Genomic DNA, 26,700 nt, shown 5'->3' on the forward strand with positions numbered 1-26,700 from the left:
ATCGCCGTTATCATTGCGATGCCTATCCCATGAGCGACTCGCTGTCCCTGGTAATCGAACAACACGCCGAAGAAGCCAGCTTCCTCGCCAATCTGCGGGACGATGCCCTGCACGCCCCCCACTACGACATCGAACACCTCGGCACACTCGACAACCGCCTCGATGCTCACCTCGACGGGTTGCGTATCGCAGCCCATGACGGCCTGGAAACGCTCCTGGCGCAGCTCGGCCCCCATGCCATCGGCGAGATGTTCGCCTGTGTGGTACTGGCCTTCGAGACAGCCAATGGGAAAGTGTTGTCGCAGTTGAGCGAACACCTGCGACGTGCCCCAGAAACGGAACGTGGTTATCTGATGGCCTTGGGCTGGATTGACTGGGAACGGCTAGCGCCCTGGATCGAGCGCATGCTCGCCGCCCCTGAGCCGATGTTTCGCCGACTCGGCCTGGCCGCCTGCGGCATGCATCGGCACGACCCGGGCCCCGCCCTGCTTAAAGGGCTGTGCGACACGGCCCCAAGCGTGCTGGCCCGTGCCGCCCGCACCGCCGGCGAACTGCGCCGGCGCGACTTGCTACCCAACCTCCGTGCCCACTGCCGACACCCGGATCCAGCCACGTGTTTTTGGGCCAATTGGGCTACCGTCCAGATGGGTGATCAGCAGGCCTTGGAGCCCCTGCGCCAAGTCGCCGAGCAGCCGGGCGAATTTCAATACCGCGCCCTCTGCGTGTTGCTGGCCTGGCAGGAACGGGAGCCCAGCATCGCCTGGATACGCCAACTGGTACAGGATCCCCGGCACCGACGCGTCGGCATCCAGGCCCTTGGATTGCTGGGTGATCCGGTCTGCGTGCCCTGGCTGATCCAGCAGATGAGCGAGTTGCCTTACGCCCGTGTGGCCGGCGAAGCCTTCAGCCTGATCACCGGCGCCGACCTGGCGCTACTCGACTTGGAATTGCAAGAACTGCCGGACTTCGACACAGGCCCGAACGACAACCCCGCGGACCCGAACGTCGCCATGGACCCCGATGAAAACCTGCCCTGGCCCGACCCTCGGTCCATCGAAACCTGGTGGCAAGCCAACAACGGGCAGTGGCAGGTCGGCACCCGCTACCTGCTGGGATTGGCCCACAGTGAACGCACGTTTGCACAGGCACTGGTTCGTGGCCAGCAACGCCAGCGCATCGCCGCCGCCTGCGGTCTGGCCCGTTATCGGCCGAACGAGGTGCTTTTCCCCACAAGCGCGCCGACCTGGCGGCAAAAGCGGTTGCTGGGCATGACGGCGACGTTCGGGCGTTGATCCGTCAGTCACCCAGCAGCAAAAGCGTTTTGGAATCGGGCTCACCCGAATAGAACTGATCGAGCGCCTGCGGGTACAGGGCGGACTCGGGTTGCGCCGCCATGAACAGCGTCAGGCAGGAGCGAAACTTCAGATCGTCGGGCGAGCCGAATAGCTGCCCGGCGCTCAGGTCGTGGTGTTGCAGGACAGTGCTCACACACGCCTCCAGCCGGGGGCCGAGCACTTCGTGCTGCAGATACGCGCGGGCTTCGGCCACGCCAGAGATGGCGAACCGAGCGGCCATATCGGAACGACCAAGCCCCCGCAGTTGCGGAAATATGAACCACATCCAGTGACTGGTTTTCCGACCTGAGCGCAGCTCATCCATGACGCGGTTGAACACCGGGCCCTGGGCTTCGACAAAACGGGACAGGTTGTAAACGTCATACATGATGCGTATCCCTCCACCCGCCGGCCGCATCGTTCGCAGCCGGCAGTGTCCGTTCCAGCGAATGACCCATGACTCAGGCAGACTGCTCCTGCTTCAGACGCTTGAGCAGCGCATGGGCGGCGGCTTCGGAAGACGCCGGATTCTGACCGGTGATCAAATGCCCGTCCTCCACCACATAACTGGCCCAGTCCGCAGCCTTGGAATACTCGCCGCCTTTGGCCTTGAGCATGTCTTCCACCAGGAATGGCACCACCTGCGTCAAGCCTACCGCCTCCTCTTCGGAGTTGGTGAATCCCGTCACCTTTTTACCTTGCACAATCGGCTGCCCGTCCGGTGCGTTAACGTTTTTGAACACCCCGGGGGCGTGGCAGACGGCGGCAACAGGTTTATTCGCCTCGTAGAAGGCTTCGATCAGGACCTTGGAGTCAGTGCTCTCGGCCAGATCCCAGAGCGGGCCGTGGCCTCCTGGATAAAACACCGCATCGAAATCATAGGGATCGATTTCACCCAGCGGCACCGTGTCGGCCAATGCCATCTGGGCCTGGGTATCCGTGCCAAAGCGACGGGTCGCATCGGTTTGCGCGTCTGCTTCGTTGCTCTTGGGGTCCAGCGGTGGTTGCCCGCCCTTTGGAGACGCGAGCGTGACCGAAGCCTTGGCGTCGACGAACACGTAGTAAGGCGCGGCGAATTCTTCCAGCCAGAAACCGGTCTTCTTGCCGGTGCCGCCCAACTGATCGTGAGAGGTAAGAACCATCAGAATGTTCATGTGCATCCAGCCTCCGAGGGTAAACGGGCGAAGTGGGCTCGCCCTGCATTACTCTCAGAGGCCACATTGGGGCAGACGTTCAAGCCGGTTGGATCAACGTCCTACCAAAGCGCGACATCGTAGGTGAAGTAGATTCGGTTGCTGTCACGGCCCCGTGAGAAATCCGAACGATAGACGTAGTTGCGCAGCTTCACCCCCAGCCCCTTGAAAGTGCCTTGCTGCACGACATAGGCGACTTCGGCATCACGCTCCCATTCCTTAACGGTGCTGTTGGACTTGCCATCGTTGCCGCTCAGGTAGCGAGTGGAAAACGTCAGGCCAGGCACGCCGAGGCGGGCAAAATCGTAGCCATAGCCGAGCATCCAGGTCTTCTCGTCTTCCTCGATGAACTTGCCAATCCCGACATTGCTGAAGGAATAGACCGTGGCACCGCTGATGTACGGCAAGCCGGCCTCGCCGCTGAGCGCCTGGTAGCCAGCACTGAGCGTATGGCCGACAACAGCGTAGGACAGCAGGCCGCTGAGCATGTCGTTGTCGATCTTGCCGCCGTAGGCCGAACCTGAATCGACACTGTTGAAGTAGCGCAGGTCGCTGGTCAGTACCCCGCTGCCCAGCGGCAGGTCGTGTTGGATGCCGGCAAAGTTCTGTCGGTAGAAGTTCTCAAGCTCGCCGTAGAAGTAGCTCAAGCGGGTATTTTTCCCCAGCTTGTAATCGGCACCGGCGTAGTTGAAGTCACCTGACTGATCGCCACCGTAGCCGTCAGGCACGATTGGCATGCTGTCGCTGGAGTCCCGCAGCTTGAAACGCTCAAGATGCCCCCCGGTCAGGGCGAGATTGTCGATGTCGGTGCTGCTGATCTGCATGCCCTGGTAGGTCTGCGGCAACAGCCGTGCATCGTTGTAGATCAGCACCGGAGTCTTGGGCAACAAGGTGCCGTACTTGAGGGTGGTTTTGGCCACCCTGGCCTTGGCGGTCATGCCCGCGCTGGCAAACTCATCGGCGGCACGACCATCGTCATGCACAGGTAACAGGCCGGTGCCACTGCGGCCACGTCCGGAGTCGAGCTTGACGCCGAGCAAACCCAGGGCATCGACGCCAAAGCCAACGGTGCCGGGGGTAAAACCGGATTGGTAATCCAAGAGGAAGCCTTGGGCCCATTCGGTGCGCTCGCTCTTCGCGGTTCGCGCCGCTCGTGCGCTCATCCCGTGCTCGTCGCGGAAGTTTTCATTGAAGTAGACGTTGCGCAGTTGCAACTTGAGCTTGCTGTCGTCGATGAAACCCTCGGCGTTGGCGGCAGCCAGCGGCAATAGGCCAAGCATAGGAAATACAGCCCCACGGATCAGAGAAGTGTGCATATCGGTTTCTCGTTGTTGTTATTTGGCGTGCAAGCCAGCGCACACCTCGGCGACGAGGCGTGACAGGCGCAAAACGAAGGTGTCGGGTGGTTCAGGAAAACAGGGTCAGCGCACCGGTCAGCAAGGCCAGCGCGGTAATCACCAGGGACGTGAGCACGGCCCACTTGACGGTCGCTTTCTGGAAGTCGCCAAGGTCACGATCGACCATGCCCACCAGCAACAAAGTCGAAGCCACCAGCGGGCTCATCAGGTGCACCGGTTGACCGAGAATCGACGCCCGGGCGATTTCCACCGGATCGATCCCATACGCAGCAGCGGCATTGGCCAGGATGGGCACGACGCCGAAGTAGTAGGCATCGTTGGACAGGACGAAGGTCAGCGGCATGCTGGTGATCGCCACCACCAGCGGGAACAGATGTCCCCACGAGGGCGGAATCCAATCGACCAGAGTCTGTGCCAGTGCGTCGACCATTTTCGTCCCGGAGAAAATCCCGGCGAAGATGCCGGCAGCGAAGACCAGCAGGACCACGGTCATGGCGTTGCCCGAATGGGCAAGAATGCGCTCCTTCTGAATGTCCAGTTGCGGATAGTTGATCATCAGCGCCAGGACGAACCCGATCAGGAACAGGATCGCCGAATGCATGAGCCCCATCACCAGAGCCGCCATGACCGCGATCACCAGGAGCAGATTGACGTAGGCCAGTTTCGGGCGCTTGTGCGGGGTGTCCTCGATGATCGCCTTGATATAGCAATCCCCGCCGCCGCTTTGCAGCTGGACGTTGCCAATGCGCTTGCGCTCGGCACGGCCCAGCAGGAATGCGGTGAACACCACCCACAGCGCACCGCCGATCATGGTCGGCAGCAAGGGCACGAAGTAATCGCCGGCATCCAGGCCCAGTGCGGCAATCGCACGGGTCGCCGGGCCGCCCCAGGGGGTCATGCCGCTCATGATGCTCAGGGAGAGCATCGCCACGGTTGCCAGGATCATCGGGTTCATGCCGATCCGCTTGTACAACGGCAACATGGCGGCGCAGGTAATCATGTAGGTCGTCGTGCCATCGCCGTCCAGTGCCACCACCAGCGACAGCAAGGCCGTGCCGACGGCGATTTTCATCGGGTCGCCATTGACCCGCTTGAGGATCTTGCGGATCAGTGGATCGAACAGGCCGGCGTCGATCATCAGGCCAAAAAACAGGATCGCGAACAGCAGCAAGGCGGCCGAAGGCGCGACCATTTTCAGGCCGTCCAGCATCATTTTGCCGGTGGTGCCGCCGAACCCGCCGATCACCGCAAAGACAATGGGCACAATCGTCAGGGCCACGATCGGCGACAGGCGTTTGGTCATTATCAGGAAGGTGAAGACCACCACCATGGCCAAGCCAAGTAAAGCGAGCATAGGTCAGTTCTCTTGTTGTTATTCGTAGCTTTACCAACACCCAGGCGCGCGCCTTCCAACCTGCCAGGCGACACGTTCAGTGTGCCTGGCAGAATTCAGGAATGATGCAGCGCCGAGATATCGAGTTTGCCGTGACCGGCTAGAGGTGTTTCGCGGCCTTGGCGTCGTCCCAGGCGTCATCTGTCGCCTGGACCACTGACGGGGAAGGCTTGCCATCCAGGGTCTGCAACAGCACCTGGCGGTCGCAGGCATTCTCCGAGAGGGCAATCACCACGGTCGCCACCGCGTTGCTTGCCAGACTCGTCAGTGCCCGAGCCTCTGACATGAAGCGGTCGACGCCGATCAACAGGGCCAGGCCGGCCAGGGGAATGTCATGGATAACCGTCAGGGTCGAAGCCAACGCCACGAACCCACTGCCGGTCACCCCTGCCGCGCCCTTGGACGACAGCAGCATGATCGCCAGCATGGTGACGGTCTGGGTCAGCGTCAGCTCGATGTTGCAGGCCTGTGCGATGAAGATCGCTGCCAGCGACAGGTAGATTGCGGTGCCATCCAGGTTGAACGAGTAACCGGTTGGCAGCACCAGCCCCACTACCCCTTTCTTGCAACCCAGGGCCTGGAGTTTTTCCAGCATTCGCGGCATCACCGGTTCGGTCGAAGACGTACCCAGCACCACCAGGAACTCTTCGCGCAGGTAACGCAACAGTTTCCACAAGCTGAAGCCATGGGCACGGCAGATACCGCCCAGGACCACGAAAACGAAGAACCCACAGGCTATGTACAAGGTCATGATCAGCTTGGCCAGGCTCCCCAGCGACGTGATGCCGTACTGCCCGACCGTGAACGCCAAGGCGCCAAATGCGCCAATCGGGGCGAAACGCATCAGGTAGGAGAAGATCTTGAACACCATGTGCGAAGCCGACTCCAGTACGTCCAGTACCGGTTTGCCCCGCTCACCCAGCGAAGACAGGGCAAAGCCGCAGAGCACCGCGATAAACAAGACCGGCAGCACCTCGCCTTTATTGAAGGCGCCGATGAAGGTGTCGGGAATGATGTGCATGAAGAAGTCGACCACCCCCAGCTTCGCCGCCGAGTCGGTGTACTGCGCCAGGCCCTGGGTGCTCAAATGGGTCGGGTCGATGTTCATCCCGGCTCCGGGCTTGAACACATAGACCGCCACGAGGCCGATGATCAGGCTGACCACGGTCAAGCCCAGGAACAGCAGCATCGTCTTGCTCAACAAGCGCCCCAGCGAGCGCTTGTCGCTCATGCCGGCAATGCCGGTGACGATGGTGCAGAACACCACCGGCGCGATCATCATCTTGATCAGCTTGATGAAGGCATCGCCCAGCGGCTTCAAGGCAATCGCCTGTTGCGACCAGAAGTGCCCGACCACCACGCCCAGCAGCACGGCGCAGATGATCTGGAAGTAGAGCGATTTAACAACTTTCATGGCATCACCCATTTTTAGAATTGTTCTGATGCTAACGACAGCGACAGCCTGGCTACCCGGCCAGTCGCTGGGAACCCTTGGCGTAGACGAAACCTGAAAACAGTCGGCGCGCGGTACGCACCACCGAGGCGCGGATGGTCTCACCCTTTTCCCCGGCGTAGGACAAAACAACGTCGATACCGCCGCTTGGGTGCTCGATGCGGACCCGCTGCAAACGTGGCTCGCTGACACCGCCGATCAATCCGGCGGCCACGCTGCCTTCGGTCACACACGCGGTGGCAAGGCCGATGGACCCGGTAATCGCCAGCGCGCGATGGCAGTTGTGCGGCATGAAATAGCGCACCTGGAGCGTCCCGCCAGATTTGGCCGGCGACACCAGCACCGGCTTGGGAATCACCTTGTCGCTGACGTCGCCCAGGCCCATGGCCAGGCCGGCTTTCAACCGCAGGGACTCCAAGCGTTGCAGGAACACTTTATCGGCATCCAGTTCGGCGGGGCTTTCATCGCCGCGCTTGCCGAGCTGACTCGCTTCGACGATCACCATGGGCATGGCCATATCGATGCAAGTCACCGCAATGCCGTCGATGACGTCCTGCGCTTGCCCGGTAGGAAAGAGTTTGCCCGTCTTGCTGCCCGCCGCATCCAGGAAGGTCAATTGCACCGGCGCGGCAGTGCCCGGTACGCCGTCGATGGCGGTGTCACCCTCATAGCTGACCTTGCCGCCCGGGGTTTGCACCTCGGAAACGACGAAGGTACCGGTATTGAGGTTGCGGATACGCACCCGGGTATGGTCGCCGCCCGCCTTGACCAATCCCTGCTCGATGGCGAACGGACCGACGGCGCAGAGCATATTGCCGCAGTTGGGTGCGGTGTCGACCCGACGCTGGGACACCATGACCTGGACGAACAGGTAATCGACATCTGCCTCAGGGTGCAACGATGGGCTGACGATCGCCACCTTGCTGGTTTGTGGGCTGCCGCCGCCGATGCCGTCGATCTCCAGCTCATGGCCGGATCCCATCAGGTCGAGCAACAGCTCGTCACGTTCAACGATGGCGGCCGGCAGGTCCCAAGCGAGAAACACTGGGCCTTTGGAGGTACCGCCGCGCATGAGCACACAAGGAATTCGCTGCATGAACACTAACTCTTGTTGATCAATCTGGATAATTGATGTTCTGGAGGCAAGAGTGGCAGGCTTTGAAAAGTGTTTCCAATGCAAAGATCGGAGGCTTTATTGCGTTTTACGAATGAATGGTCGTAGGATGATCGGCACGACGCCTCGCTTTGCTTATGGGATCTGGCATGGAATATGAGCTTCAGGACATACGATCTTTCGTTAAAATCGCCGAACTAGGCAGTTTCCACGAGGCTGCTGATGCACTGCACCTGTCTCAGCCCGCCCTGAGCCGGCGCATGAAAAAACTGGAGGAAGGTCTGGGCACCGCCTTGCTTGATCGCACGACGCGCAAGGTCAGCTTGACCAGCGTTGGACGCGACTTCTTGCCCAAAGCCCGGCGTCTGCTGGACGACTTCGACGATTCGATCCTCAACATTCGCGAGCTGGCCGAGCGGCAAATCGGCCGGGTGACCCTGGCGTGCATTCCCACCGCAGCGTTCTATTTCCTACCGTCGGTGATCCGCTTGTACAACGAGCGCTATCCGAAAATCCGCATCCGCCTGCTCGACCTCAGTGCCAACGAAGGACTCGAGGCGGTCCTGCGCGGCGAAGCCGACTTTGGCATCAACATGATGAGCGGCCAGCACCCGGACATCGAATTCGTGCCCCTGGTCAACGAACCCTTTGTCCTGGCCTGCCGCCGCGATCATGAATTGGCTGGGCGCAGCGCCGTCACCTGGTCGGAACTCAGCGACTATCGCCTGATCGGGGTGGGTCGCCTGAGTGGCAATCGGATGCTGCTCGATCACGCCCTGTCGGGCCTGAGCTGGCGTCCGCAGTGGTTCTACGAGGTGCAACACCTGTCCACGTCACTGGGGCTGGTGGAAGCAGGCCTCGGGGTGTCGGCAATGCCCAGCCTGGCGATGCCCGCCGGGGACCATCCGACCCTGGTCAGCGTGCCGCTGATCGAGCCGGTGGTCAACCGATCACTGGGTCTGGTCTACCGACGAGGCGCGTCCTTGTCCCCCGCCGCCGAGAAGTTTGTCTCGATCCTGCTTGAGCAGTGGCCGCAGTAAGAGCGGTCCGCGGCAGGGACAGTCCTCAAGCTCGGCGCGCTTTGGGTCAGTCACCTGCGCCCGGCTGCGCCGCAACGGTTCGCTCGCCAACGAAGTCAGTACCTCCTGAGTGCCAAGACGAGCGTGACTTGCGCCTCAGGAATGATCTCGCTCAATCAACATCCGAGTCAGCGTGTTGTCTCTTACCCAATAGTGATGAAACAGTCCCGCCGCCGCATGCAGACCGATCAGCCAGTAGCCGGTACTGCCCAACAGTTCATGCCAATACTTCAGGCGCTTTGCGAAGTCAGGATCGATCGCCACCGGGGCCGGCAAATGGAAACCGAAATACGGGAACGGTTTGCCTCCAGCGGCCAGCATCAGCCAGGCCAGTAGCGGCGTGGCGATCATCAGCACGTACAAAGCCAGATGCATAAGGTGAGCCGTGCCGGTTTGCCATGCAGGCGGTTTCGGGGTGACCGGTGGGCGTGGCGTCAGGCGGCCGAGCAGTCGCACCCACACCAGAGCAAAAATGCTCAGACCGAAGAGACCGTGAAAGCCCATCAGCAGGCCGCGCGCTTCGCTGCCCCTGGGCAGGAAGCCTTTGATTTCGACACACGCGTACACGCCGACAAACAACGCGAGCATTAGCCAATGCAGGGTGATTGAAAGTTTTCCATAACGGGGTATGCCTTTGTCGCGGGTCATAGGAAGCGCCTCGTGATTGTCCTTCTCGACGGTCGACTCATTCGACAGTCTCCGGTTGCCCAGCGAACCGATGCCGCCACCCTGCCAGTCCATCCTTAAGGCAATCTGAAGGCAGAGCGCTCGTTAACTTGTTTTCAGCGCGCATGAGCATCATTGCCATCATTTGTCCGCCAGCCGTGGGCGGACTGGGCCAAAAGCGGCCCTCCAACCCGTCCATACAGAGAGCATAAAGAGTTTCACTGATTCGCCTGGGCATGGAAAAAATAAGCTACCTTGTTGAGCCAGTTTGCTTATCGCTCAGGGAGAGCACCGTGCCTTTGAACATCCAACTTTCGGAAAATGTGACTGAAGCAGAGCGGTTAGGAATCTTGAACCCGCTGCTGGCCCATAACCTGGCCAATGGTGGGGACGATGCACACGAGACGTTCGCCCTGTTGCTACGAGCCCCAGACAGCAATGAAGTGATGGGTGGACTGTATGGAAAAATTTCTTATCGATGGCTACTCATCGATCTCGTCAGTGTTCCAGAATCGATGCGTGGTCAGGGTATCGGAGAACGACTGATGCACATGGCAGAAGAAGTCGGAAAGGCGAAGCACTGCATCGGTATTTGGCTGGAGACTTTCAGCTTCCAGGCACCGGGGTTTTATCAAAAACTGGGTTATACCGAATTTGGACGCCTGGTGGATTATCCGCCGGGACATACCCGGTTTTATTTCCAGAAGCGGCTGTGCTGACAGCGCCTTATCACGCACTTCCAAGGTCGCCATCTCCATACATCGTCCAGGGCCGATCGCATGTCAGCTAAAAGAACGGCATTGATCTTGGCCAGCGCATTCGCCACAGCGAGGGTGAGCGTATCGTCGGCTTGGCGACTCACCCACTGGTCGCCGATGGCTAGCGCCTGTATTTCCTCTTCGGTGAAAGACAGCAGGGGCAGAAGGAATCCTGGTCGAAGAATGTAGCCGACACCGGGTTCTCCCTCGATGTCGGCGCCCATGTCCTGCAATGTGGCGACGTCACGGCGAATGGTGCGCTGGGACACACCCAGCTCATGCGCAAGCGCTTTGCCTGACACCGTTCTGCGGTGTCGGCGAAGCGCTTGCATCAGGTCGAGTAATCGGTGACTTCTGCTCATGCCTACTCCATCACCACGAGGCCCTTGCCACCGAGAGTCGTAGACGCTCTGCACGCCGAGCGATCTGGCCCGTTCCATGTCTCGGGCGCTGCAACTGCCGGAGACAACAGCACCGAAAAGCCGTGCGATCTGCACAGCGGCTTCGCCCACCGCCCCGGCACACCCGTTGATGAAGACATGCTGATTGGCCTGCAGCTTTGCTTTGTCGATCAGCCCATTCCACGCAGTGACGCCAGGGGTGCCCAGGCAGGCCGTCTCCTCGAAGGAAACACTGTCGGGCTTTTTGGCCAGGATGCCTCCTTTGTCACCAGCGCTTGGCAGAGCGCACCACTGTCCTTGAAGCGGGCTAGACCGAATACGGCGTCACCGACCTTGAGTCGCGTGACACCGCTACCAACGGCCGTGACGATGCCGGAGAAGTCCATGCCCATCGCGCGGGGAAACGCTCTGCCGGTGACAATCTTCATCTGTCCGTCGCGCAGCTTCCAGTCGATTGGATTGATGGCTGCGAACCTTACCCCCACCGCTACTTCCCCGTTGTCGGGCGCGGGTAATTCGAAATCTTCGACCCGCATCACTTCCGGGCCACCATAGTTGTTGTACTGGATACGTTGAAATCCGGGCATCGTGCAGTTCCTTCACAAAGCAAGCAGCGACGGGAATGGATGGGTATCTCTGCTTGAGGAGCACAGCATAAAACCCGGTGGTGCCAATTTATGGCACCATTCATAAAGATCGCGGGGCGTGGACGGTCGAGTTTCGACCGGCCTGATCAGTGCCTCCCTTCCATTAACTCCAAAGGAACTTGCAATGCCTCCAGGGCAACGTGAACTGGTGCAGATCGAACGCCGGTTGATCCGCACGCTGACCGAAGCGTGCGAAACAGCAAAAGGTGAAATCAAAGGCTTTACCTGGCTCACCCACACGGCTGACCTGAACGCGCTGACTAAAACCCTGAAGGTGACCTGGGTGTTCGAAACCCTCGCTGACAGACAGCAGGCCCAGGTTGAGGCGAAGGCTCGCATCCTTGAGCTGACGGCCATCGCGTTGAAAGAGGCTGGCATCGATCTGAACGTGTCGGATCGCAATGTTCGCCTTGACTCTGAGGAAGAATGCCAGCGCGGTCATAGCGGTGATTGGCAAAAACGTCTGGCTAAAAGTGGTTAAGGATGGCCAAGGCAATCGCCCTCCTGCATCTCGATATGCCAACTGAGGGGGACCTGCATGGAACGACCTCGCTATTTGCTGCTCTGGATGTGGCAACCGGTTCCAGCCGCAAGTTTCTGATCATAAAAGTATCGCGGTTCAATAGCCTTGCGCCGGCTCAACCGGCGCGAACGCTTTGGCAGCGGCTACGGTGTCCATGGATTCGCGCAATAGTTGAATTTTGCCGTCTTTGGCCACCAAGCGGCCGGCGTACATCTGCCGGTAGATGCGGCCGGTGGCAGGCACCAGGGCCTCTACGCTGTATTCGGCAAACGCCTGGTCGGGGGTGTCGATCAGAAAGCGCACGTTGCGGAATTTGAAATCTGGCACTTTACCAAGCAATGAGCTGATAAAGCCCTCAATGGCTGCTGGGCCCTGGACGCTGTGGGGGATGCCGAGCGACTCCAGATAGGGCAACTCCAGCACGCCATCCTCTGCGAACAGAGCCGCCGCCAAGAACGGCGTCTGGATGGAATCCAGGTACTGTTGAAGCAATTCCACGGCATTTCTCATGATAGCTTTCTCCCGAAACGAAATTGGATGGGCACTCCGCGCGGTGCCGACCAAACCACGTTAAAGGATCCACTCTGTTTCAAAAATAGAAGCCAATGAAATCCATCATTTCATAATTGAAAGGTTTGTACCCATCGTCTCATAACGGCCATCGCCAGACGGGCTCACTTAAATGCTCTGCAAAAAAGTCCGACAGCGCTTTGATTTTTACCGGCCGGGTACGGGCCGTGGGGGTGACGAAATACAGGCCGCCACGGGCCATGCTCCATTCCGGTAGCACCAAGACCAAGCGCCCATCCGCCAGGTATTCGCTGGCAATGAATTCCGGCAGTTCAGCGATGGCCAGTCCCTCAAGTAACACGGGTAATAACGCATCCGAGTTGGTCACTCTCAACGGGCCGCTGGGCACCACGTCTTCTTCGGTGCCGTCTTTATGGGTGAACCGCCACACTTGGCTGCGGGCTCGGTAGGCATAACTCAGGCACGTGCGGGCCGCCAGTTCGCGGGGATGACCGGGGTGGCCATGGGTGTCTAGATAAGCCGGTGAGGCGACCAGATATTGGGTGACAGCGCAGAGATGCCGTGCAACCAGCGATGAGTCCGGCAATACGGCAATGCGTAATGCCGCATCAAAGCCCTCGGCGATCAGGTCTACCGAGGCGTCTGAAAGGTGCAGGTCAATCGACAGCTCGGGATACTGCCGGATCAACTGCGGCATCAGCGGTGCCACCCAACGCAGTCCGAACGACATGGGGATCGCCAGGCGTACCTGGCCGCGGGGCTGGATCGATAACTCCTGAGCCTCGCTTTCCACCTCCTCGGCCTGCCGATAAATCTCCCCAGCCTTGGCTGCCATGCTCGCGCCGAACTCTGTGAGTGCCAGTTGCCGCGAGGTACGGTTGAACAAGCGCCCACCCAGGCGTTCCTCCAGCCGCGCGACTGCTCGGGATACCGTTGGCACCGACACGCTCATGACACGCGCCGCGCCAGCGAACGAGCCTTCTTCGGCCACCTTGGCGAACATCGCCAACCCTTCGAAATCTGGAAGTTTGCTCATTTCATTTCTGCAACGATAGGTTTCAGACAATTCTATTTTGAAAGTTTCGCCCCGTCGATAAGCTTCTCCCACACCGCAACTCACTCAATCGAAATACGGGAGAAACACCATGACTAACAAACTCGAAGGCAAAATTGCATTGGTTACCGGCGGCACTACTGGCATCGGCCTGGCCACCGCCAAACGCTTCGCTCAGGAAGGCGCCCACGTTTACATCACGGGCCGTCGCCAAGCCGAACTGGACGCCGCGGTCGCCGCGGTCGGCAACGCCACCGGCGTGCAGGTGGACTCCACCAAGCTCGACCAGCTGGACGCGTTGTACCGCCAGATTGGCGCGGCCCACGGCCGAATCGATGTGCTGTTCGCCAATGCCGGCGGCGGTTCCATGCTGCCACTGGGCGACATCACAGAACAGCAGTACGACGACACCTTCAATCGCAACGTAAAAGGCGTGCTGTTCACTGTGCAAAAGGCCCTGCCGCTGCTGGCCCAAAAAGCCTCGGTGATTCTCACCGGCTCCACGGCGGGCAGCTCGGGCACTGCCGCCTTTAGTGTGTACGCCGCGTCCAAGGCCGCCGTGCGCTCATTTGCACGCAACTGGATTCTGGATTTGAAAGACCGCCAGGTGCGCATCAACACCATCAGCCCCGGCGCCACCCGCACTCCTGGCCTGGTTGAATTGGCCGGCCCGGATGCCGCTCAGCAGCAGGGCTTGCTGGACTACATGGCGTCGCTGATCCCCATGGGGCGTGTCGGTGAAGCTGACGAAATTGCCAGCGCTGCGTTGTTCCTGGCCTCGGATGACGCCAGCTTCGTCAACGGTATCGAGCTGTTTGTTGACGGCGGCCAGGCACAAATCTGACCACCCAGCGGGCGACTGCCACGGTCGCCCGCCAACCCATCTCAAGAGGAACAGGTTATGAACCCAGTGCAATGGGCACTGCTGGCCGCCAGCGTGACTCTGACTACCGCTACTCATGCGGCGACCACGCCCCCGCAGAGCCACCCCGCCACGAGCGCAGCCGCACCGCTTCAAGTTTCAGCCATCGACCATGTTGGCATCAATGTGCCGGATATCGACGCAGCCATCCGCTTTTTCTCCGCGCTGATGGGCGCACGGGTGGTTTCGGATATCAGCCCCGGCAAGATCCCGGATCAGTGGAAAAGCCAATTCCGCTGGCATGGCTCCAGCGAGCTGCAACGCTTTGTGATGTTGCAAATAGACGGCGGCGCGAAGCTGGAGTTGTTTCAATACCAAGGTTCTGAGGTCAATCAGGCCCAACCCCATGGCGACGACGCCGGGGCCAGCCATGTGGCCTTGCGTACCGCCGATATTGACAGCAGCCTGGCTACCCTCAAGCGCCTGAATGTGACCATTCTCAACGAACCCATCACCAACTCGGACGGTATTCGTTGGTTCTATTTTCAAGCGCCGTGGGGCACGCAGATTGAGCTGGTGTCGCTGCCCCATAGCGTCGGTGGCTAACCCCGCTGTAACTCCAACACAATACTCTTCGCCTCCAGAAACCCTTCCAACCCAAACACACCAAACTCCCGCCCGACCCCGGACTGCTTGACCCCACCGAACGGGGCCAGCAGCTCCGGTGTGATTCGGTTGATCAGCACCGAGCCCGCCTGCAGCCGGCTCGCCAGGTTTCGGGCGCGGTCCACTTGGCGAGAAAACACGTAGGCCTGCAGACCGTAGGGTGTGGCATTGGCGATGTCGATCGCCTGCTCTTGCGAGTCATACGCGATGATTGACAGCACCGGGCCGAAAATCTCCTCTTGTGCAATATCCATGTCATTGCTGACGTCGGCAAAGACGGTGGGCCTGACGAAATAGCCTTGGTCAAAACCAGCCGGCCTGCCCTCACCGCCAATGACCAGCGTTGCACCTTGCGCCTGGCCGCGGCGGATGTAGCCCTGCACGCGGTCGAACTGGGCCTGGTTGACCAGCGGTCCAATGACGGTGGACGGGTCCTGCGGATGGCCGACGACCATCGCCTCGACCAGGCTTTTCACCCGTTCAATGACTTCTTTGGCCTGCGTGCGCGGTACGAGCAGGCGCGTGCCAGCGACGCAGGCCTGGCCGTTGTTCATGAACGCCGCGTTCAAGGCAAGGGGAATGGCCGTGTCGAGGTCGGCGTCATCCAGGACGATAGAGGCCGACTTCCCGGTGAGCGACAGGTTTACGCGTTTCATGGTCTCGATACCGGCACGAGCGATCAGCTTTCCGGTGGCGGTGGACCCGGTGAATGAAATCTTGGCGACCTGTGGGTTGGTGCTGATTTCATCACCAACGTCACTGCCGCGTCCCAGCAAAATGTTGAAAACGCCTTTCGGCAAACCGGCGCCATGCAATGCACGCGCAAGCACGTCGGTCTGCAAGGGACTCAACTCGCTCGGCTTGATGACCGACGCACAACCGGCGGCGATGGCAGATGCCAGTTTGCTGCAGATCGTTCCGGCGGTGCTGTTCCAGGGGGCGATTAGTGCCGATACGCCGACCGGCTCCATCACCACGGTGGCGTCGCCGATCGAACGAACCAGCTCGTAGTCCTTCAACACCTGCGCCGCGTTGGCAAATGATTGCGAAGCATAACGACTGACCCATTGGGCACGGGCGAGCGGCGCGCCGTATTCCTCGATGGCGGTATCGCGGATCTCGTTCGTGCTCGCCAGCACGGCGGCCTGCAAGCGTTCGAGCATCTCGATACGCTCAGCCTTGGAGGTGCGATTCATCGCGGCTTGCGCACGGGCCGCCGCAGCGATGGCGCGGCGGGCGTCATCGCGATCAGCCAGGGTGACCGTTCCGATGACCGCCTCGGTCGCCGGGTTGATGCATTCCACCGTTTCATTTCCATGGACGGGAACGAAGGCTCCATCAATGTAACTGTGATCGATTTTCCACATCGCGGCGTACCTGGTCGATTGCGGTTTTTACGAGATGAAGCGTCAACGCCCGGAATGCCCAGGCGTGCGCAATGGCAGCGCTGCGGTTCAACCCGGCATGGACTCGCGGCTGAAGGCTTGCACCTCTTGCACCAGGCCTTGTGCGGCCAGCATCACCAGTTGCCGGCCTTTCTCCGCAGAAGCTTGCGCCGGGTCTGACCCCATGCGGCCATCTGGATGACGGGCGCGGAAATCGGCCGCTTCCCGGATCGGGCCCCAGTTGGCGATCTGTGGCGAGTAGTCAGCGGATTTGATGGCGTGGGGATAGGCCCATTGGGTCACGGCGATTTCCGACGGCGTCGCATGAATGCCGTGACCGGTGGGGAACTGCTCCCGCGCCAGCTCATTGACCCCTTCCAGGTCCCACCAATTGCACAGCTTCAAGGCGAAACCCGCCGGGCGCCGGGCAAAACTCGCCTCGGCGTAGAGCTCCGAGAACGCCGCTTCAATGGAGGCGATATTGCCGCCGTGGCCGTTGAGGAACAGTATCTTTTCAAACCCGTGGGCAGCCAGCGAACGTACCCAGTCACCGATGGCGGCGATGAACGTCGAAGGCCTGAGCGAGATCGTTCCCGGGAACCCGAGGTGATGCTGCGCCATGCCGATATTGAAGGTCGGAGCAATCAGAATGTCTGCGGCCTGCTGCGCCTGATGGGCGATGATTTCCGGGCACATCCAGTCCGTCCCCAACAAGCCGGTAGGCCCGTGCTGCTCGTTGGAGCCGATCGGGATGACCACGGTACGGCTGCGTTGGAGAAATGTTTCGATTTCGGCCCAGGTCGATAGATGTAAAAGCATCTGCGTTCTCTCTTTGGAAAGGTTCCTTGCGGAACACGATGGGTGTTAAGTTCAAAGCGCCTGTTCAATCTGCACGGGATTCAAGACCCGGTCGCGACGCGCCAGCGGTTTGCTCGCGATGATCACCAACGCGGCGCAGAGAAACACGCAACCGACCGCGACGATGCCAGGGTTCATGCTCGCCGTTGATGTCTTCGCCCAACCGATCACCGCTGGCCCCCAGAAACCGCCGCACAGGCCGATGGTGTTGATCAGGGCGATGCCTCCCGCTGCCGCTTCGCCCTTGATCAACTCGGAGGGCATCGCCCACAAGACCGTGTAGGCCATGAACATCATGGCGATCGCCAGCGTCAGCAGAACCATTGATAGCATCAGGTTCCCATCGGCAGAAGGATACAAAAGTATCAGTACCGCCCCGACGGCTGCCGGGACCGCACAGTGGTAGCGACGCTCGCCGAAACGGTCGGAGCGGCGCCCGATCCAGTACATGCCGGCGCCCGCAGCCACGTAGGGAATGGCGGCGCACCACCCTAACTGCATCATGTCGTGGACACCTTGGGCCTTGAGGATTGCCGGCAGCCAGAAGCTCATGGCGTAGATCGAAAAGATGATGCAGAAGTAGGCGCTCGCCAGAATGTAGATCCTGCGATCGCGCAACACCGCCCGGAACGAATGCGCGCCGCCAGGGGCGGTCCCCAGCTCACGCTGCAGCATCTGCTTTTCCTCGCCGCTCAGCCAGCGAGCCTCGGCCGGGTGGTTGCACAGGTAGAAATAGGCAAACACACCGAGCAGGACGCAGGGCAAGCCCTCGATCAGGAACATCCATTGCCACCCGGCAAGCCCACCCACACCTTCGAATGCGGTGATCAGCCAGGCCGAAAGCGGCCCACCGATAATGCCGCCAGCGGGACCGGCGATGAATACGATCGCGATGGCCCGGGCCATGCGCTTGGGGCCGTACCAGCAGGACAGGTAATAGATCATCCCCGGGGCGAATCCAGCTTCGAAGACCCCCAGCAGAAAACGCATGGCATAGAACATCGGCACGTTGCGCACGAACAGCATGCACGCCGAGGTAATGCCCCATAACACCAGGATGCGACTGAAGGTTCTTCTCGCCCCCACCCGAGGCAACATCAGGTTGCTGGGCAGTTCGAACAGCACATAGCCCAGGAAGAACACCCCTGCCCCGACACCATAAGCCGCATCGGACAGCCCGAGGTCGTTTTGCATTTGCAACTTGGCAAAGCCGACATTGATTCGGTCCAGGTAGGCGAAAACGTAGCAAACGAACAGGAGCGGCAACAGGCGCCAATTGAGCTTGCGGTACAACGTTGAAAGGGCTGCGCTGGGTACCGGATTCACGATGGTCGACATGGGCGTCTCCAATTTTCTTGTTGCTCTGACGTGTCGAAGATGTTGCGCCGACGGCCTCAATAGCAGCAAGAGCAACTATGTTCGTGTAACGTTGCTCTATAGGCAACGCAGAATCGGGAGGACACCAGCCATGCGCGAGATCAACCAGCAACGCTTGCGGTATTTTCATGAGGTGCTGACCCACGGATCGATCCGTGGCGCAGCGGACAGCATCAACACCTCTCCCTCGGTGATCACCCGTCAGATCAAGTTGCTGGAAGAGGAATTGGGCACCCGGCTGTTCGAACGCCAGGCCCGTGGCGTCCAGCCCACCGAGGCTGCCGCACACCTGCTGGAGTTCTGGCGCGGCTATCGATCACATCAGGAGAAGCTCGAAGATCAGCTCCAGGCCATCAAGGGGCTGCAACAGGGACACGTGCGGGTGGTCATCAGCGAAGGCTACGTCGATACCCTGGTGGACCACGTGCTCGCACCGTTCTGTAAACAGTATCCCAAGCTCGACGTCAGGCTGGACATACTGCCCGTGGACGATGTCCTGAACGAAATCGCGGAAAATCGCGCGCACATCGGCCTGGCCTACAACCCGCCTCCCCACGCTCACATCGATTACCACGCAATGTCCCGGCAGCCCATCATGCTGCTGGTTCGCCCGGACCATCCGCTGGCCTTGAAAGGGACAATGGCCACCGTCACCGACTTGCTCCACTGCCCACTGGTGCTGACGCCGCCAAGCTTCGGTATCGGCCATGCGCTGAAGATGCTCGAGTACGCCGAGAAAATCGAGATTCGTCCGGCGCTGGTCAGCAACTCCTTGGCCGCCCTCAAGCGCCTTGTCGCCAGCGGCGAATTTGCCTCGCTGTTGGGCGAAGTGGCGGCCTATCGGGAGATTGCACAAGGTAGCCTCACGGTGGTGGCCGTCGATCACCCTCTGTTCCAGGGGGTCGAGGCGAAACTGCTGGTGAAGTCCGGACGCCCGCTGGCGGCCCCTGCCCAAGAGTTGCTGAACTGGATGTTGCAGCGGTTGCCGATGTTCGCGTCCGGCAACCCTGCACAAGAACCCGGTTCAGTCGTTTGAAACCTGCGACTCGGCCCCGGCGAGCCTGAACTCCGACCGCACCGCCTGGACGATACCGCTGATGACATCCGCCACCAGCAACTGCCCCTTCTCTGCGCTCGACCCCAGCGCGGATGACAGCACGCCGCTGGCCGGCACCCATTCGGTTCGGGTCGGGTACATGTCGTAGACCGGGAACTCGGCCGGGCCGTGATCGGGGATTTGGTCCAGGCACACCAGCTCCGGGTGGTAATGCAGCATCATCGACGTCTCGATGACTGCTGCGTGCTCCAGTGCGATGCCCGGAAAACCGTTCGGAAAGACCTTGTCGAGGGTCTGTGACTTCACGAACTCCCAGTGCTCCAGGCGCATGACCTCCAGCCCGGCCTCCGGGCCGATATCCCGCATCGCCAGCTCGATGCCTTCGGTCACGAACCATTGGTTTTCATAGTGACCGATCACCAGGACCAGGCGCTTCACGCCATGGCGATGAAACTCGCGCACGGCATCGCGGACCATGGCGATCAGCGTCGCGCCATCCACGCTGGTGGTGCCGCAGAAGTGCTGCCCACCTCCACACTTGGGCTGGGATTTATAGCCGTAGGACAAGGCCGGGGCGACCACGCCGTCGATCTCCCGTGCCACGTCTTCACTGATTGCACTGGCGAGCAAGGCGTCGGTACCCAAGGGCAGATGGGGCCCGTGCTGCTCCGTGGCGCCGATAGGCAGCAAGACCACTGCGCCTGATCGCACTCGGCGCTCATAGTCCACCCAACTGATGTTATCCATCCGGACAGGGTTCATGGTTCTACTCCTGTGTCGTTGCAAAGCGGCCAAGCCTGGACGCTAGGCTCTGTACCTAGTGGCGCCCAGGCGAAACCCGGTGATGCCGTGCGGGCTTATGCCCGAGGCGGATACCAGGACTCCGGCTCCGGATAATCCCAATCGGCAGGAAAGGCGTAGGTTTCGAAGACCGTGGTGGTGTCGGCCTCGGTGCCGAAGAACGCGAAATGATTCACACCCATCCAGGAGCCGGACTGCACGCATTTGAAACCGCGCCGCTGCAATTCAGCGATACGTTCCTCGAACGGAATGTTGTTGCAGTCATAGGCAACGTGCTGGATCCCTTCGCCGTGTTTTTCCAGGAAGTCGGCGAAAATCGTCGGCCCGGACACCGGCTCCATCAGCTCCCAGACCATGTTTCCGGATTGGGCGAAGCAGACTTTCAGCACAAAATCGGCCGGTTCACCGTGGTACGTCTGGTTCTGGGTGTTTTCCGGGCTGAAGGTGTACACCCGCCATGGACCGATCCCCAGCTTGAGCAAGCCGTCCATGGTGCGTTTGTGATCCCGGGTCACGATCGCGATCTCCACGACGTTGCCCAGGAACGCATCGATCTCGGCGCCGCCGCTCAGCGCAGCCAGCACATTGGTTTGTTCAAGATGAGACATTTGCAATAACCTCTTTAATGATGAATCGTTGCACAGCGCTTACTTGGCCATCACTGACGAGCGAATAACTTCAGTGGGGCGCGAACGGTGCAATACGTAATAAATACCGCCGCCCACGCCAAACCCGGCCAACCAGGACAAATCAATTCCACCCAATGCCATCGCAAGAGGGCCTTGCAGCGATTGAATGGTGCCTACCTGGAATAACCAGGCCGCCAACACCCCGACCGCCAGTGCAAATACCCCTCTCCAGTTCACATCGGTGCAGTTGCTTTCCGAGTGATGGCAGTAGAGCGACTTCAAATCGACCTGGCCCCGGCGAATCAGGAAAAAATCGACCAGGGTGATACCCGCCCACGGACTGATCCACACCACGAAAAACACCATCAGGTTTTCAAAGGCGTGGACAAACTCGCCGGATTGCAGGAACAGATAGAGGATGAACAGCGCCACCAGGCCCGAGACCGTTGAAACCACCCAGCGTGGGACGCGCAGGTCCAGGGACAAGGTGGCCAGCGCTGCCGAGTAGATGACCACGATGTTGGTCGCCACCGGGCCATGGAGCAGCACCAGCAGGACCGGCAACGCCATGGTGCCGAAGACCGCAATGATCAGTTGCGCAGGGTCCGAGCCGGCCCCCGCGGAGGCAATCGCCGCGCCGAGGAAAGCCAGCCATACGGTGGGCAGGAACATGCCGAGGAACGTCGAGCGGAACACCTGCCCATCGGACAGTTTGCTCTGGGTGAAGCGGGTGTAGTCCGAAGCGTATACCAGCCACGAAATGCCCCAACCGATCCCGATCGCCGTCATGAGACTGCTCATGGCCGATAGCTTGCCGATGCCCTCGACGGTCGAACGCTGCCACTGGATATCCACGTGTGTGAAGGCCAGGCCGGTCATCACCACCATGATCAGCAGGATCACCGGCATGGTGTAGCGCTCGAAGCACTTGATGGCGTTGAACCCCCAGGCAGCGATCCCGACCTGCACGATCATGACGACCAGGGCAATGCCGTACTTGAGCTCCATGCCACCACTGATGCCGATTCTTTCCAGGGCGGCCACCGCAAGGTCCAGCACGATCCATGTGTTGGTCGCCACCCACCCCATCGGCATCAGCACCTGCATGAGGGTCGGGAGGTAGGCACCGCGTCGGCCAAACGCCAGCCGGGACAGCACCATCTGCGGCACTCCCGTGCGGTGTCCCATGATGCAGATGCCGCCGAACAAGGCGGCGCCCAACAGGTTGCCGACCACGATGACCAGCAAGGTTTCGATCAGGCTCAGGCCCAGCTGGATACCGATGGCACCCAATACCCAGTTGATCGGCGCCACGTTCGCCCCTGCCCAGATCCAGAACTGGTCCAGGGGTGTAGAAGTGCGATGGCTATCGGGCACGGGCTCGACACCGAGTGCATCATAGTTAGCCTCGTTGATTAAGTTGTTTTCAGATTCGCGACGCGTTGACATTATTATTTTCCTCGCTGACCGGCGACCACCTGTATCGCCCGGGTTCATTAAAGCGAGGTCTGCAAGTTTAAGTAATTGACGATAACTAAAGCGCCCTTTAGAAAACTTGTCGCCTTGAGTTTTCCTCAAGCGCGCAAGACTTCCAGACATGAAACTAGTATTTCAGGGCTGAAAATAACGTCTTTTCAAAACAGTCCGAGCAAGAACATTCACTTGTTGAGTTTTATTTGATGTCGTTCAAATAAATATCAATAGTCGAACAACTGAACCCCATGGCCAACTTGTCTCCGTCACTGAGGTTTTTCCACCTCGGTATTAACAGGAAACATGACATGACCACCCTTCTTCACATTGACGCCAGCGCACGATCCGACCGCTCACTGAGCCGTAAACTGTCCCAGGCCTTTGTCGAGGCGTGGCTTGAGCGCGATGCCAACACCCAGGTCATCACCCGTGACGTCGGCCGCAACCCACCGCCCTTCGTGACCGAAGCCTGGATTGCCGCAGTCTTTACCCCCGCAGAGCAGATGACGCCGCAAAAACGTGAGGAAATCCGCCTTTCGGACGAACTGATCGATGAGCTCGACCGCGCCGACGTCATCGTCATCGGCACCCCGATGTACAACTACGGCATGCCCGCCGCGCTCAAGTCCTGGTTTGACAAGGTGATCCGAATCGGCAAAACCTTCACCTTCGACCTGGAGCGTGGCGACTACCCACTGGAACCGATCATGAGCGGCAAGAAACTGGTCATCCTGTCGTCCCGAGGCGAATTCGGGTTTGGCCCGGGTGGCGTTCGCGAGAACATGAACCACCTGGACACGCACATCCAGACGTGCGCGCACTACCTGGGCGTGAATGAAACCCATGTGATTTCCATCGACTACCAGGAGTTTGCCGACGCTCGCCATGAAGCCTCCATCGCCAATGCCTTCGACGCCGTTCCGGTGCTGGTCCGGCAGATGATCGAGCAGAGACAACACCAGGTGTCGCTGGCTTGAGCGTCCAGCACCGTCGCCTATTCGACAAGGGAGAACACATGATCACCATGTTGCAAACCGCCGAGCGATTGAGGCAAGGCCTGACGACACCCGATGAGTTGGTCGCCTGCGCATTGGCCGCGGCGAAAGAAGCGCAGCCGGTGTTCATCTCCCTGCTGGAGCAACGCGCTCTCGACGCCGCCCGCGCGTCGACCCGGCGCTGGCAACAAGGCTCCCCGTTGAGCGCCTTCGACGGCATTCCCTACGCGGTCAAAGACCTGCTGGACGTTGCCGGCAGCCGGACGACGGCCGGCTCCATCACGCGGGTCGACGCTGAAATCGCCGTCGAGGATGCGGCAGTCATCGCCGCCCTCACCGCGCAGGGCATGATCCCGCTGGGGAAAACCAACCTCGCGGAGTTCGCTTATTCCGGCCTGGGCCTGAACCCGCATTTCGGGACACCGACCTCAGCTGTCGTGGTCGATGAAACCCGCGTGCCCGGCGGCTCCTCCTCCGGTTCGGCCATCGCGGTTCAACGGGGCATCGTCACCAGCGCCATTGGCACGGACACCGCCGGCTCGATCCGCGTCCCGGCGGCGTTCAATGGCGTGGTCGGCTACAAGGCCTCGACAGGCCGATACAGCCAGCAAGGCGTTCACCCCCTCGCTGTCACGCTCGACAGCCTGGGCGCCTTCGCCCACAGCGTGGCTGACTGCGCCGCGCTGGACAGGGCGATGCGCGGGATCAACAACGGGGGTTGCCAGGCTGCGAGGCTTTCGGACCTGCGCCTTGTGGTCGACGAAGGTGTGTTGTCCGACCCGGCACTGCAACCAGCGGTACGGCAGAACCTTGTCGCCACGATGGAACGGCTGCGCGCCGCCGGGACCCAGGTTGAGTATCGAGCGGTAGCCGCCGTTGCCCGAACCCGTGAACTGATTGCCCGCTCGGGCTGGTTGGGCGCGATAGAAGCCTGGCGCCTGCTGGGCCCGATCGTGGAAAGCCCGCAGGGTGTCCGGATGGACAGACGCGTGCGCGCGCGCCTGCGTGCGGCCAAGGACATCGACTCGGCCACCGAGGCCAGGATCCGACAGTCACGTGAAGCACTGATGGCGGCCATCGAGCATGAGCTCGACGGTGCCTTCCTGGTCATGCCGACGGTCAAGCATGTCGCCCCGCCCATGGCGCCCCTGGAGCAAGACGACGCGCTGTTCGCGGCGGTCAATCTGGAAACCTTGTCACTCACCATGATCGGCAGCCTGCTGGACATGCCGGGGGTCGCCCTCCCATCCGGCCAGGACAGCCTCGGGCTTGCCACCTCAGTGTTGTTCTCGACGACCCGGGATCGCGATGCCCCACTGCTCAGCGCATGCCTGGCCATAGAGTCGGCCATGCTCGCGAATGGCCTCAGGTGGTGAGTAACCGTTGATGTCCCGCCAGGTCATTGAGGGCATTGCCCCTGAATGACCTGGCCTCGTCCAGGAGCCATTCCCTGAACAGCGCCAGGCTGCGCCGCGGGTTGCCATGGCTGTTCTCGACCAGGTGATAGGTGAACCCCGCCAACACCGGTCCTTCAAGCCGCCGGATCCGCCCGGAACGCAGCTCATCATCAATCAGCACATCGCTGCACAACAAGGGCCCCAGGCCCTGCTCCAACGCATGCAGCGCCAGGGTTTCCTCGCTGTACCAGGAAATACGCAGATCTGCGGCAGCATCGCGCTTGACCCCGGCGAGCCAGGCTGACCACGAGGGGGCTTCGAGTGCCTGGTTCTTCCATTTGAACGCCAGCAGCGGTCGATTAGGGAAATCGTTGATCGTTGCGTGGTGTTCCAGTGGGCAAATGCGCTTGTCCGCGACCGCGATGAACCGGTCTTCGAATAACACCGGCCCGCGCACATCGGCATCGACCGGTCCATATCGGATCGCCAGGTCGACGGTTTCAGCACACAGATCCACGACTTTTTCCGAGGCGTGGATGGACACCACGATGTTCGGATAAATCTGGTTGAACTTCGCCAGACGCGGCATGAGCCAACGTTCGGCGAAGGCCCGTGTGGTGGACACGTGGATGGCATCGCCCTCCTTTGCCCCGCCCAACAAGGCAAACGCCTGGGCAATCTGGTCGAAGCCCTCGCGCAGCAATGGATAGATCGCCTTCCCGGCAGGCGTGAGGGTCACCATCCGGCCTCTTTCCAGGAGCTTCTGCCCCAAGCCTTCTTCCAGCTGGCGCACTTGATGGCTGACCGCGGCGACCGTCACCGAGAGCTCGTTCGCCGCGGCAGAAAAACTCTGGTGCCGTGCGACCGCCTCAAACGCGCGCACGGAATTCAGAGGAGGGATTTTGCGCATGGTTTTCTCCGGGCACCCGACGGGGTGCTTGCGACGTATTCAGTGTCCTGCTGGCGAGCAACAGGGGCCAGCAGGTTGGCGATCCGTCAGAGGATGCGGTAATGGACGTCCTGGGGCCGCATGCCGTTTACCGCCGTCACGTCCTGGGGGCAGGCGGACAGCACCACAATAGCGTCCATTTCCGCTTTGAGGCAGACATATTGTCCTGGCTTGCTGACAGGCTCGGCAAACTCGATGCGTCCATCTTCGTGCACCGGGACGTTCATGAAGAGGTTCAAGGGGCTCGGCGTATCAGGCGCCAACAGACCGATGGCCTCCAGGGCCAGGAAGAGGTTTTCGTTGCAGCTGGCGTGATGGCCGACGACGCCCAGTTGAACATAGCGGGTCGGGTCACAGGCGGCGACCAGGGTGTCGTGGATGCCCGGCGTCGTGTCCTCGACCAGCGTCAGGATCCTGCGACGCTTGTTGGTCAGCAAGCTGTCGCCTTCCCGTGGGTTGAGTTTCAACCAGAAGGGACGACTGTGCTCCATCGACATGGCTTCCTGCAGGTCGCCCGGGTTGAAGGCCCAGGTGTCCACCACCTGTTTGCCATGGGTGTTGATCACCTGGAGGGTCTGCCCCTGCTTCAACCAGAGCGCTACACCCTGCCGCGCTGGCAAGAGAAGCCGCTCACCGGGGGTCATCGAAGTCATCGTGTTCATGTCGCGGTTTTCCTCTGCGCTGATGGGCCTGCAATCAAGGAAAACACAGAAGAAAACCTCAAACCAATAATATAAAGTGGCTTCA

General features: G+C 60.5%; 26 protein-coding genes and 2 pseudogenes. 9 read left to right on the forward strand and 19 right to left on the reverse strand.

Features of this window, described 5'->3' with window-relative positions:
- Nucleotides 1-29: 29 nt before the first annotated feature.
- On the forward strand, nucleotides 30-1,292 hold the full coding sequence (locus tag PCOSP_RS15740; RefSeq protein WP_464708936.1) for a TIGR02270 family protein: 1,263 nt from the start codon (nucleotides 30-32) through the stop codon (nucleotides 1,290-1,292).
- A gap of 4 nt (nucleotides 1,293-1,296) precedes the next feature.
- Here the strand turns inward: PCOSP_RS15740 and PCOSP_RS15745 are convergent, their stop codons facing one another.
- The 6 genes from PCOSP_RS15745 to PCOSP_RS15770 form a co-directional block, all read right to left on the reverse strand.
- Nucleotides 1,297-1,722 (reverse strand): DUF1810 domain-containing protein, encoded by a 426-nt coding sequence (locus PCOSP_RS15745; RefSeq protein WP_139642870.1) that lies wholly within the window; start codon nucleotides 1,720-1,722, stop codon nucleotides 1,297-1,299.
- 73 nt (nucleotides 1,723-1,795) lie between these two features.
- On the reverse strand, nucleotides 1,796-2,488 hold the full coding sequence (locus tag PCOSP_RS15750; RefSeq protein WP_464708938.1) for a type 1 glutamine amidotransferase domain-containing protein: 693 nt from the start codon (nucleotides 2,486-2,488) through the stop codon (nucleotides 1,796-1,798).
- 101 nt (nucleotides 2,489-2,589) lie between these two features.
- A complete protein-coding gene (locus PCOSP_RS15755) occupies nucleotides 2,590-3,843 on the reverse strand; it encodes an OprD family porin (RefSeq protein WP_464708940.1) in 1,254 nt (417 codons plus the stop codon).
- A gap of 91 nt (nucleotides 3,844-3,934) precedes the next feature.
- A complete protein-coding gene (locus tag PCOSP_RS15760) occupies nucleotides 3,935-5,239 on the reverse strand; it encodes a CitMHS family transporter (RefSeq protein ID WP_139642878.1) in 1,305 nt (434 codons plus the stop codon).
- Nucleotides 5,240-5,378: 139 nt separating this feature from the next.
- Nucleotides 5,379-6,704 (reverse strand): C4-dicarboxylate transporter DctA, encoded by a 1,326-nt coding sequence (gene dctA / locus PCOSP_RS15765; RefSeq protein ID WP_464708942.1) that lies wholly within the window; start codon nucleotides 6,702-6,704, stop codon nucleotides 5,379-5,381.
- A 40-nt stretch (nucleotides 6,705-6,744) separates the two neighbouring features.
- Nucleotides 6,745-7,827: a 4-oxalomesaconate tautomerase gene (locus PCOSP_RS15770; RefSeq protein ID WP_139642883.1), complete on the reverse strand. Its 1,083-nt coding sequence runs from the start codon at nucleotides 7,825-7,827 to the stop codon at nucleotides 6,745-6,747.
- 167 nt (nucleotides 7,828-7,994) lie between these two features.
- Here PCOSP_RS15770 and PCOSP_RS15775 point away from each other — a divergent pair, with 167 nt between their 5' ends.
- A complete protein-coding gene (locus PCOSP_RS15775; protein ID WP_024777250.1) occupies nucleotides 7,995-8,885 on the forward strand; it encodes a LysR family transcriptional regulator in 891 nt (296 codons plus the stop codon).
- 135 nt (nucleotides 8,886-9,020) lie between these two features.
- Here the strand turns inward: PCOSP_RS15775 and PCOSP_RS15780 are convergent, their stop codons facing one another.
- Complete coding sequence (locus PCOSP_RS15780; RefSeq protein ID WP_464708943.1) at nucleotides 9,021-9,572, reverse strand: cytochrome b; 552 nt, start codon at nucleotides 9,570-9,572, stop codon at nucleotides 9,021-9,023.
- Nucleotides 9,573-9,883: 311 nt separating this feature from the next.
- Here PCOSP_RS15780 and PCOSP_RS15785 point away from each other — a divergent pair, with 311 nt between their 5' ends.
- On the forward strand, nucleotides 9,884-10,309 hold the full coding sequence (locus PCOSP_RS15785) for a GNAT family N-acetyltransferase (protein ID WP_464708945.1): 426 nt from the start codon (nucleotides 9,884-9,886) through the stop codon (nucleotides 10,307-10,309).
- A 41-nt stretch (nucleotides 10,310-10,350) separates the two neighbouring features.
- On the opposite strand, the pseudogene PCOSP_RS15790 reads toward PCOSP_RS15785, so the two are convergent.
- Nucleotides 10,351-10,710: pseudogene (locus PCOSP_RS15790) on the reverse strand (helix-turn-helix transcriptional regulator); the annotation flags it as partial.
- Nucleotides 10,711-10,740: 30 nt separating this feature from the next.
- Nucleotides 10,741-11,336: pseudogene (locus tag PCOSP_RS15795) on the reverse strand (NAD(P)-dependent alcohol dehydrogenase); the annotation flags it as partial.
- 184 nt (nucleotides 11,337-11,520) lie between these two features.
- Here PCOSP_RS15795 and PCOSP_RS15800 point away from each other — a divergent pair.
- Nucleotides 11,521-11,877 carry a hypothetical protein gene (locus PCOSP_RS15800; RefSeq protein ID WP_175385069.1) on the forward strand — a complete coding sequence of 119 codons (357 nt, stop codon included), beginning with the start codon at nucleotides 11,521-11,523 and terminating at the stop codon, nucleotides 11,875-11,877.
- Between the two features lie 138 nt (nucleotides 11,878-12,015).
- Here PCOSP_RS15800 and PCOSP_RS15805 read toward each other — a convergent pair whose 3' ends face one another.
- A complete protein-coding gene (locus PCOSP_RS15805; RefSeq protein ID WP_175362682.1) occupies nucleotides 12,016-12,429 on the reverse strand; it encodes a nuclear transport factor 2 family protein in 414 nt (137 codons plus the stop codon).
- 139 nt (nucleotides 12,430-12,568) lie between these two features.
- On the reverse strand, nucleotides 12,569-13,486 hold the full coding sequence (locus PCOSP_RS15810; RefSeq protein WP_139642912.1) for a LysR family transcriptional regulator: 918 nt from the start codon (nucleotides 13,484-13,486) through the stop codon (nucleotides 12,569-12,571).
- A gap of 109 nt (nucleotides 13,487-13,595) precedes the next feature.
- Here PCOSP_RS15810 and PCOSP_RS15815 point away from each other — a divergent pair, with 109 nt between their 5' ends.
- Nucleotides 13,596-14,348, forward strand: a complete 753-nt coding sequence (locus tag PCOSP_RS15815) for an SDR family NAD(P)-dependent oxidoreductase (RefSeq protein WP_139642914.1) — start codon at nucleotides 13,596-13,598, stop codon at nucleotides 14,346-14,348.
- A 57-nt stretch (nucleotides 14,349-14,405) separates the two neighbouring features.
- Nucleotides 14,406-14,972: a VOC family protein gene (locus tag PCOSP_RS15820; protein WP_139642917.1), complete on the forward strand. Its 567-nt coding sequence runs from the start codon at nucleotides 14,406-14,408 to the stop codon at nucleotides 14,970-14,972.
- Here PCOSP_RS15820 and PCOSP_RS15825 read toward each other — a convergent pair.
- The 3 genes from PCOSP_RS15825 to PCOSP_RS15835 all read right to left on the reverse strand — a co-directional run bounded on the left by PCOSP_RS15825 (nucleotide 14,969) and on the right by PCOSP_RS15835 (nucleotide 18,613).
- Entirely contained in the window at nucleotides 14,969-16,399 is a 1,431-nt protein-coding gene (locus PCOSP_RS15825) for an aldehyde dehydrogenase family protein (protein WP_464708948.1), read from the reverse strand. The two genes, PCOSP_RS15820 and PCOSP_RS15825, sit on opposite strands and share 4 nt — an antisense overlap.
- An 87-nt stretch (nucleotides 16,400-16,486) precedes the next feature.
- Nucleotides 16,487-17,236 (reverse strand): creatininase family protein, encoded by a 750-nt coding sequence (locus PCOSP_RS15830; RefSeq protein WP_041023536.1) that lies wholly within the window; start codon nucleotides 17,234-17,236, stop codon nucleotides 16,487-16,489.
- A gap of 51 nt (nucleotides 17,237-17,287) precedes the next feature.
- A complete protein-coding gene (locus PCOSP_RS15835; RefSeq protein WP_464708950.1) occupies nucleotides 17,288-18,613 on the reverse strand; it encodes an MFS transporter in 1,326 nt (441 codons plus the stop codon).
- 130 nt (nucleotides 18,614-18,743) lie between these two features.
- Between PCOSP_RS15835 and PCOSP_RS15840 the strand changes: the two genes are divergently transcribed.
- Nucleotides 18,744-19,688 carry a LysR family transcriptional regulator gene (locus PCOSP_RS15840; protein ID WP_464708952.1) on the forward strand — a complete coding sequence of 315 codons (945 nt, stop codon included), beginning with the start codon at nucleotides 18,744-18,746 and terminating at the stop codon, nucleotides 19,686-19,688.
- On the opposite strand, the gene PCOSP_RS15845 is transcribed toward PCOSP_RS15840, so the two are convergent.
- The 3 genes from PCOSP_RS15845 to PCOSP_RS15855 form a co-directional block, all read right to left on the reverse strand.
- Complete coding sequence (locus tag PCOSP_RS15845; protein ID WP_055134955.1) at nucleotides 19,677-20,471, reverse strand: creatininase; 795 nt, start codon at nucleotides 20,469-20,471, stop codon at nucleotides 19,677-19,679. The two genes, PCOSP_RS15840 and PCOSP_RS15845, sit on opposite strands and share 12 nt — an antisense overlap.
- Nucleotides 20,472-20,566: 95 nt before the next feature.
- Nucleotides 20,567-21,118 (reverse strand): VOC family protein, encoded by a 552-nt coding sequence (locus PCOSP_RS15850; RefSeq protein WP_139642935.1) that lies wholly within the window; start codon nucleotides 21,116-21,118, stop codon nucleotides 20,567-20,569.
- Nucleotides 21,119-21,157: 39 nt separating this feature from the next.
- Nucleotides 21,158-22,516: a purine-cytosine permease family protein gene (locus PCOSP_RS15855; RefSeq protein ID WP_257225607.1), complete on the reverse strand. Its 1,359-nt coding sequence runs from the start codon at nucleotides 22,514-22,516 to the stop codon at nucleotides 21,158-21,160.
- Between the two features lie 404 nt (nucleotides 22,517-22,920).
- Between PCOSP_RS15855 and PCOSP_RS15860 the strand changes: the two genes are divergently transcribed.
- A complete protein-coding gene (locus PCOSP_RS15860; RefSeq protein WP_464708955.1) occupies nucleotides 22,921-23,589 on the forward strand; it encodes an FMN-dependent NADH-azoreductase in 669 nt (222 codons plus the stop codon).
- A gap of 38 nt (nucleotides 23,590-23,627) precedes the next feature.
- Nucleotides 23,628-24,983 carry an amidase family protein gene (locus PCOSP_RS15865; protein ID WP_464708957.1) on the forward strand — a complete coding sequence of 452 codons (1,356 nt, stop codon included), beginning with the start codon at nucleotides 23,628-23,630 and terminating at the stop codon, nucleotides 24,981-24,983.
- Here the strand turns inward: PCOSP_RS15865 and PCOSP_RS15870 are convergent.
- Complete coding sequence (locus PCOSP_RS15870) at nucleotides 24,973-25,914, reverse strand: LysR substrate-binding domain-containing protein (RefSeq protein WP_464708959.1); 942 nt, start codon at nucleotides 25,912-25,914, stop codon at nucleotides 24,973-24,975. The genes PCOSP_RS15865 and PCOSP_RS15870 overlap by 11 nt on opposite strands.
- An 86-nt stretch (nucleotides 25,915-26,000) precedes the next feature.
- Complete coding sequence (locus PCOSP_RS15875; RefSeq protein ID WP_464708960.1) at nucleotides 26,001-26,615, reverse strand: DUF1989 domain-containing protein; 615 nt, start codon at nucleotides 26,613-26,615, stop codon at nucleotides 26,001-26,003.
- Nucleotides 26,616-26,700 lie beyond the last annotated feature (85 nt).

The organism is Pseudomonas sp. MAFF 730105 (assembly GCF_055380705.1).

What these genes read in the sequence shown, in the direction of transcription:
- PCOSP_RS15740 (WP_464708936.1), top strand. Translation starts at nt 30, where the DNA reads ATGAGCGACTCGCTGTCCCTGGTAATCGAACAACACGCCGAAGAAGCC.
- PCOSP_RS15745 (WP_139642870.1), bottom strand. Translation starts at nt 1,722, where the DNA reads ATGTATGACGTTTACAACCTGTCCCGTTTTGTCGAAGCCCAGGGCCCG.
- PCOSP_RS15750 (WP_464708938.1), bottom strand. Translation starts at nt 2,488, where the DNA reads ATGAACATTCTGATGGTTCTTACCTCTCACGATCAGTTGGGCGGCACC.
- PCOSP_RS15755 (WP_464708940.1), bottom strand. Translation starts at nt 3,843, where the DNA reads ATGCACACTTCTCTGATCCGTGGGGCTGTATTTCCTATGCTTGGCCTA.
- PCOSP_RS15760 (WP_139642878.1), bottom strand. Translation starts at nt 5,239, where the DNA reads ATGCTCGCTTTACTTGGCTTGGCCATGGTGGTGGTCTTCACCTTCCTG.
- dctA (WP_464708942.1), bottom strand. Translation starts at nt 6,704, where the DNA reads ATGGGTGATGCCATGAAAGTTGTTAAATCGCTCTACTTCCAGATCATC.
- PCOSP_RS15770 (WP_139642883.1), bottom strand. Translation starts at nt 7,827, where the DNA reads ATGCAGCGAATTCCTTGTGTGCTCATGCGCGGCGGTACCTCCAAAGGC.
- PCOSP_RS15775 (WP_024777250.1), top strand. Translation starts at nt 7,995, where the DNA reads ATGGAATATGAGCTTCAGGACATACGATCTTTCGTTAAAATCGCCGAA.
- PCOSP_RS15780 (WP_464708943.1), bottom strand. Translation starts at nt 9,572, where the DNA reads ATGACCCGCGACAAAGGCATACCCCGTTATGGAAAACTTTCAATCACC.
- PCOSP_RS15800 (WP_175385069.1), top strand. Translation starts at nt 11,521, where the DNA reads ATGCCTCCAGGGCAACGTGAACTGGTGCAGATCGAACGCCGGTTGATC.
- PCOSP_RS15805 (WP_175362682.1), bottom strand. Translation starts at nt 12,429, where the DNA reads ATGAGAAATGCCGTGGAATTGCTTCAACAGTACCTGGATTCCATCCAG.
- PCOSP_RS15810 (WP_139642912.1), bottom strand. Translation starts at nt 13,486, where the DNA reads ATGAGCAAACTTCCAGATTTCGAAGGGTTGGCGATGTTCGCCAAGGTG.
- PCOSP_RS15815 (WP_139642914.1), top strand. Translation starts at nt 13,596, where the DNA reads ATGACTAACAAACTCGAAGGCAAAATTGCATTGGTTACCGGCGGCACT.
- PCOSP_RS15820 (WP_139642917.1), top strand. Translation starts at nt 14,406, where the DNA reads ATGAACCCAGTGCAATGGGCACTGCTGGCCGCCAGCGTGACTCTGACT.
- PCOSP_RS15825 (WP_464708948.1), bottom strand. Translation starts at nt 16,399, where the DNA reads ATGTGGAAAATCGATCACAGTTACATTGATGGAGCCTTCGTTCCCGTC.
- PCOSP_RS15830 (WP_041023536.1), bottom strand. Translation starts at nt 17,236, where the DNA reads ATGCTTTTACATCTATCGACCTGGGCCGAAATCGAAACATTTCTCCAA.
- PCOSP_RS15835 (WP_464708950.1), bottom strand. Translation starts at nt 18,613, where the DNA reads ATGTCGACCATCGTGAATCCGGTACCCAGCGCAGCCCTTTCAACGTTG.
- PCOSP_RS15840 (WP_464708952.1), top strand. Translation starts at nt 18,744, where the DNA reads ATGCGCGAGATCAACCAGCAACGCTTGCGGTATTTTCATGAGGTGCTG.
- PCOSP_RS15845 (WP_055134955.1), bottom strand. Translation starts at nt 20,471, where the DNA reads ATGAACCCTGTCCGGATGGATAACATCAGTTGGGTGGACTATGAGCGC.
- PCOSP_RS15850 (WP_139642935.1), bottom strand. Translation starts at nt 21,118, where the DNA reads ATGTCTCATCTTGAACAAACCAATGTGCTGGCTGCGCTGAGCGGCGGC.
- PCOSP_RS15860 (WP_464708955.1), top strand. Translation starts at nt 22,921, where the DNA reads ATGACCACCCTTCTTCACATTGACGCCAGCGCACGATCCGACCGCTCA.
- PCOSP_RS15865 (WP_464708957.1), top strand. Translation starts at nt 23,628, where the DNA reads ATGATCACCATGTTGCAAACCGCCGAGCGATTGAGGCAAGGCCTGACG.
- PCOSP_RS15870 (WP_464708959.1), bottom strand. Translation starts at nt 25,914, where the DNA reads ATGCGCAAAATCCCTCCTCTGAATTCCGTGCGCGCGTTTGAGGCGGTC.
- PCOSP_RS15875 (WP_464708960.1), bottom strand. Translation starts at nt 26,615, where the DNA reads ATGAACACGATGACTTCGATGACCCCCGGTGAGCGGCTTCTCTTGCCA.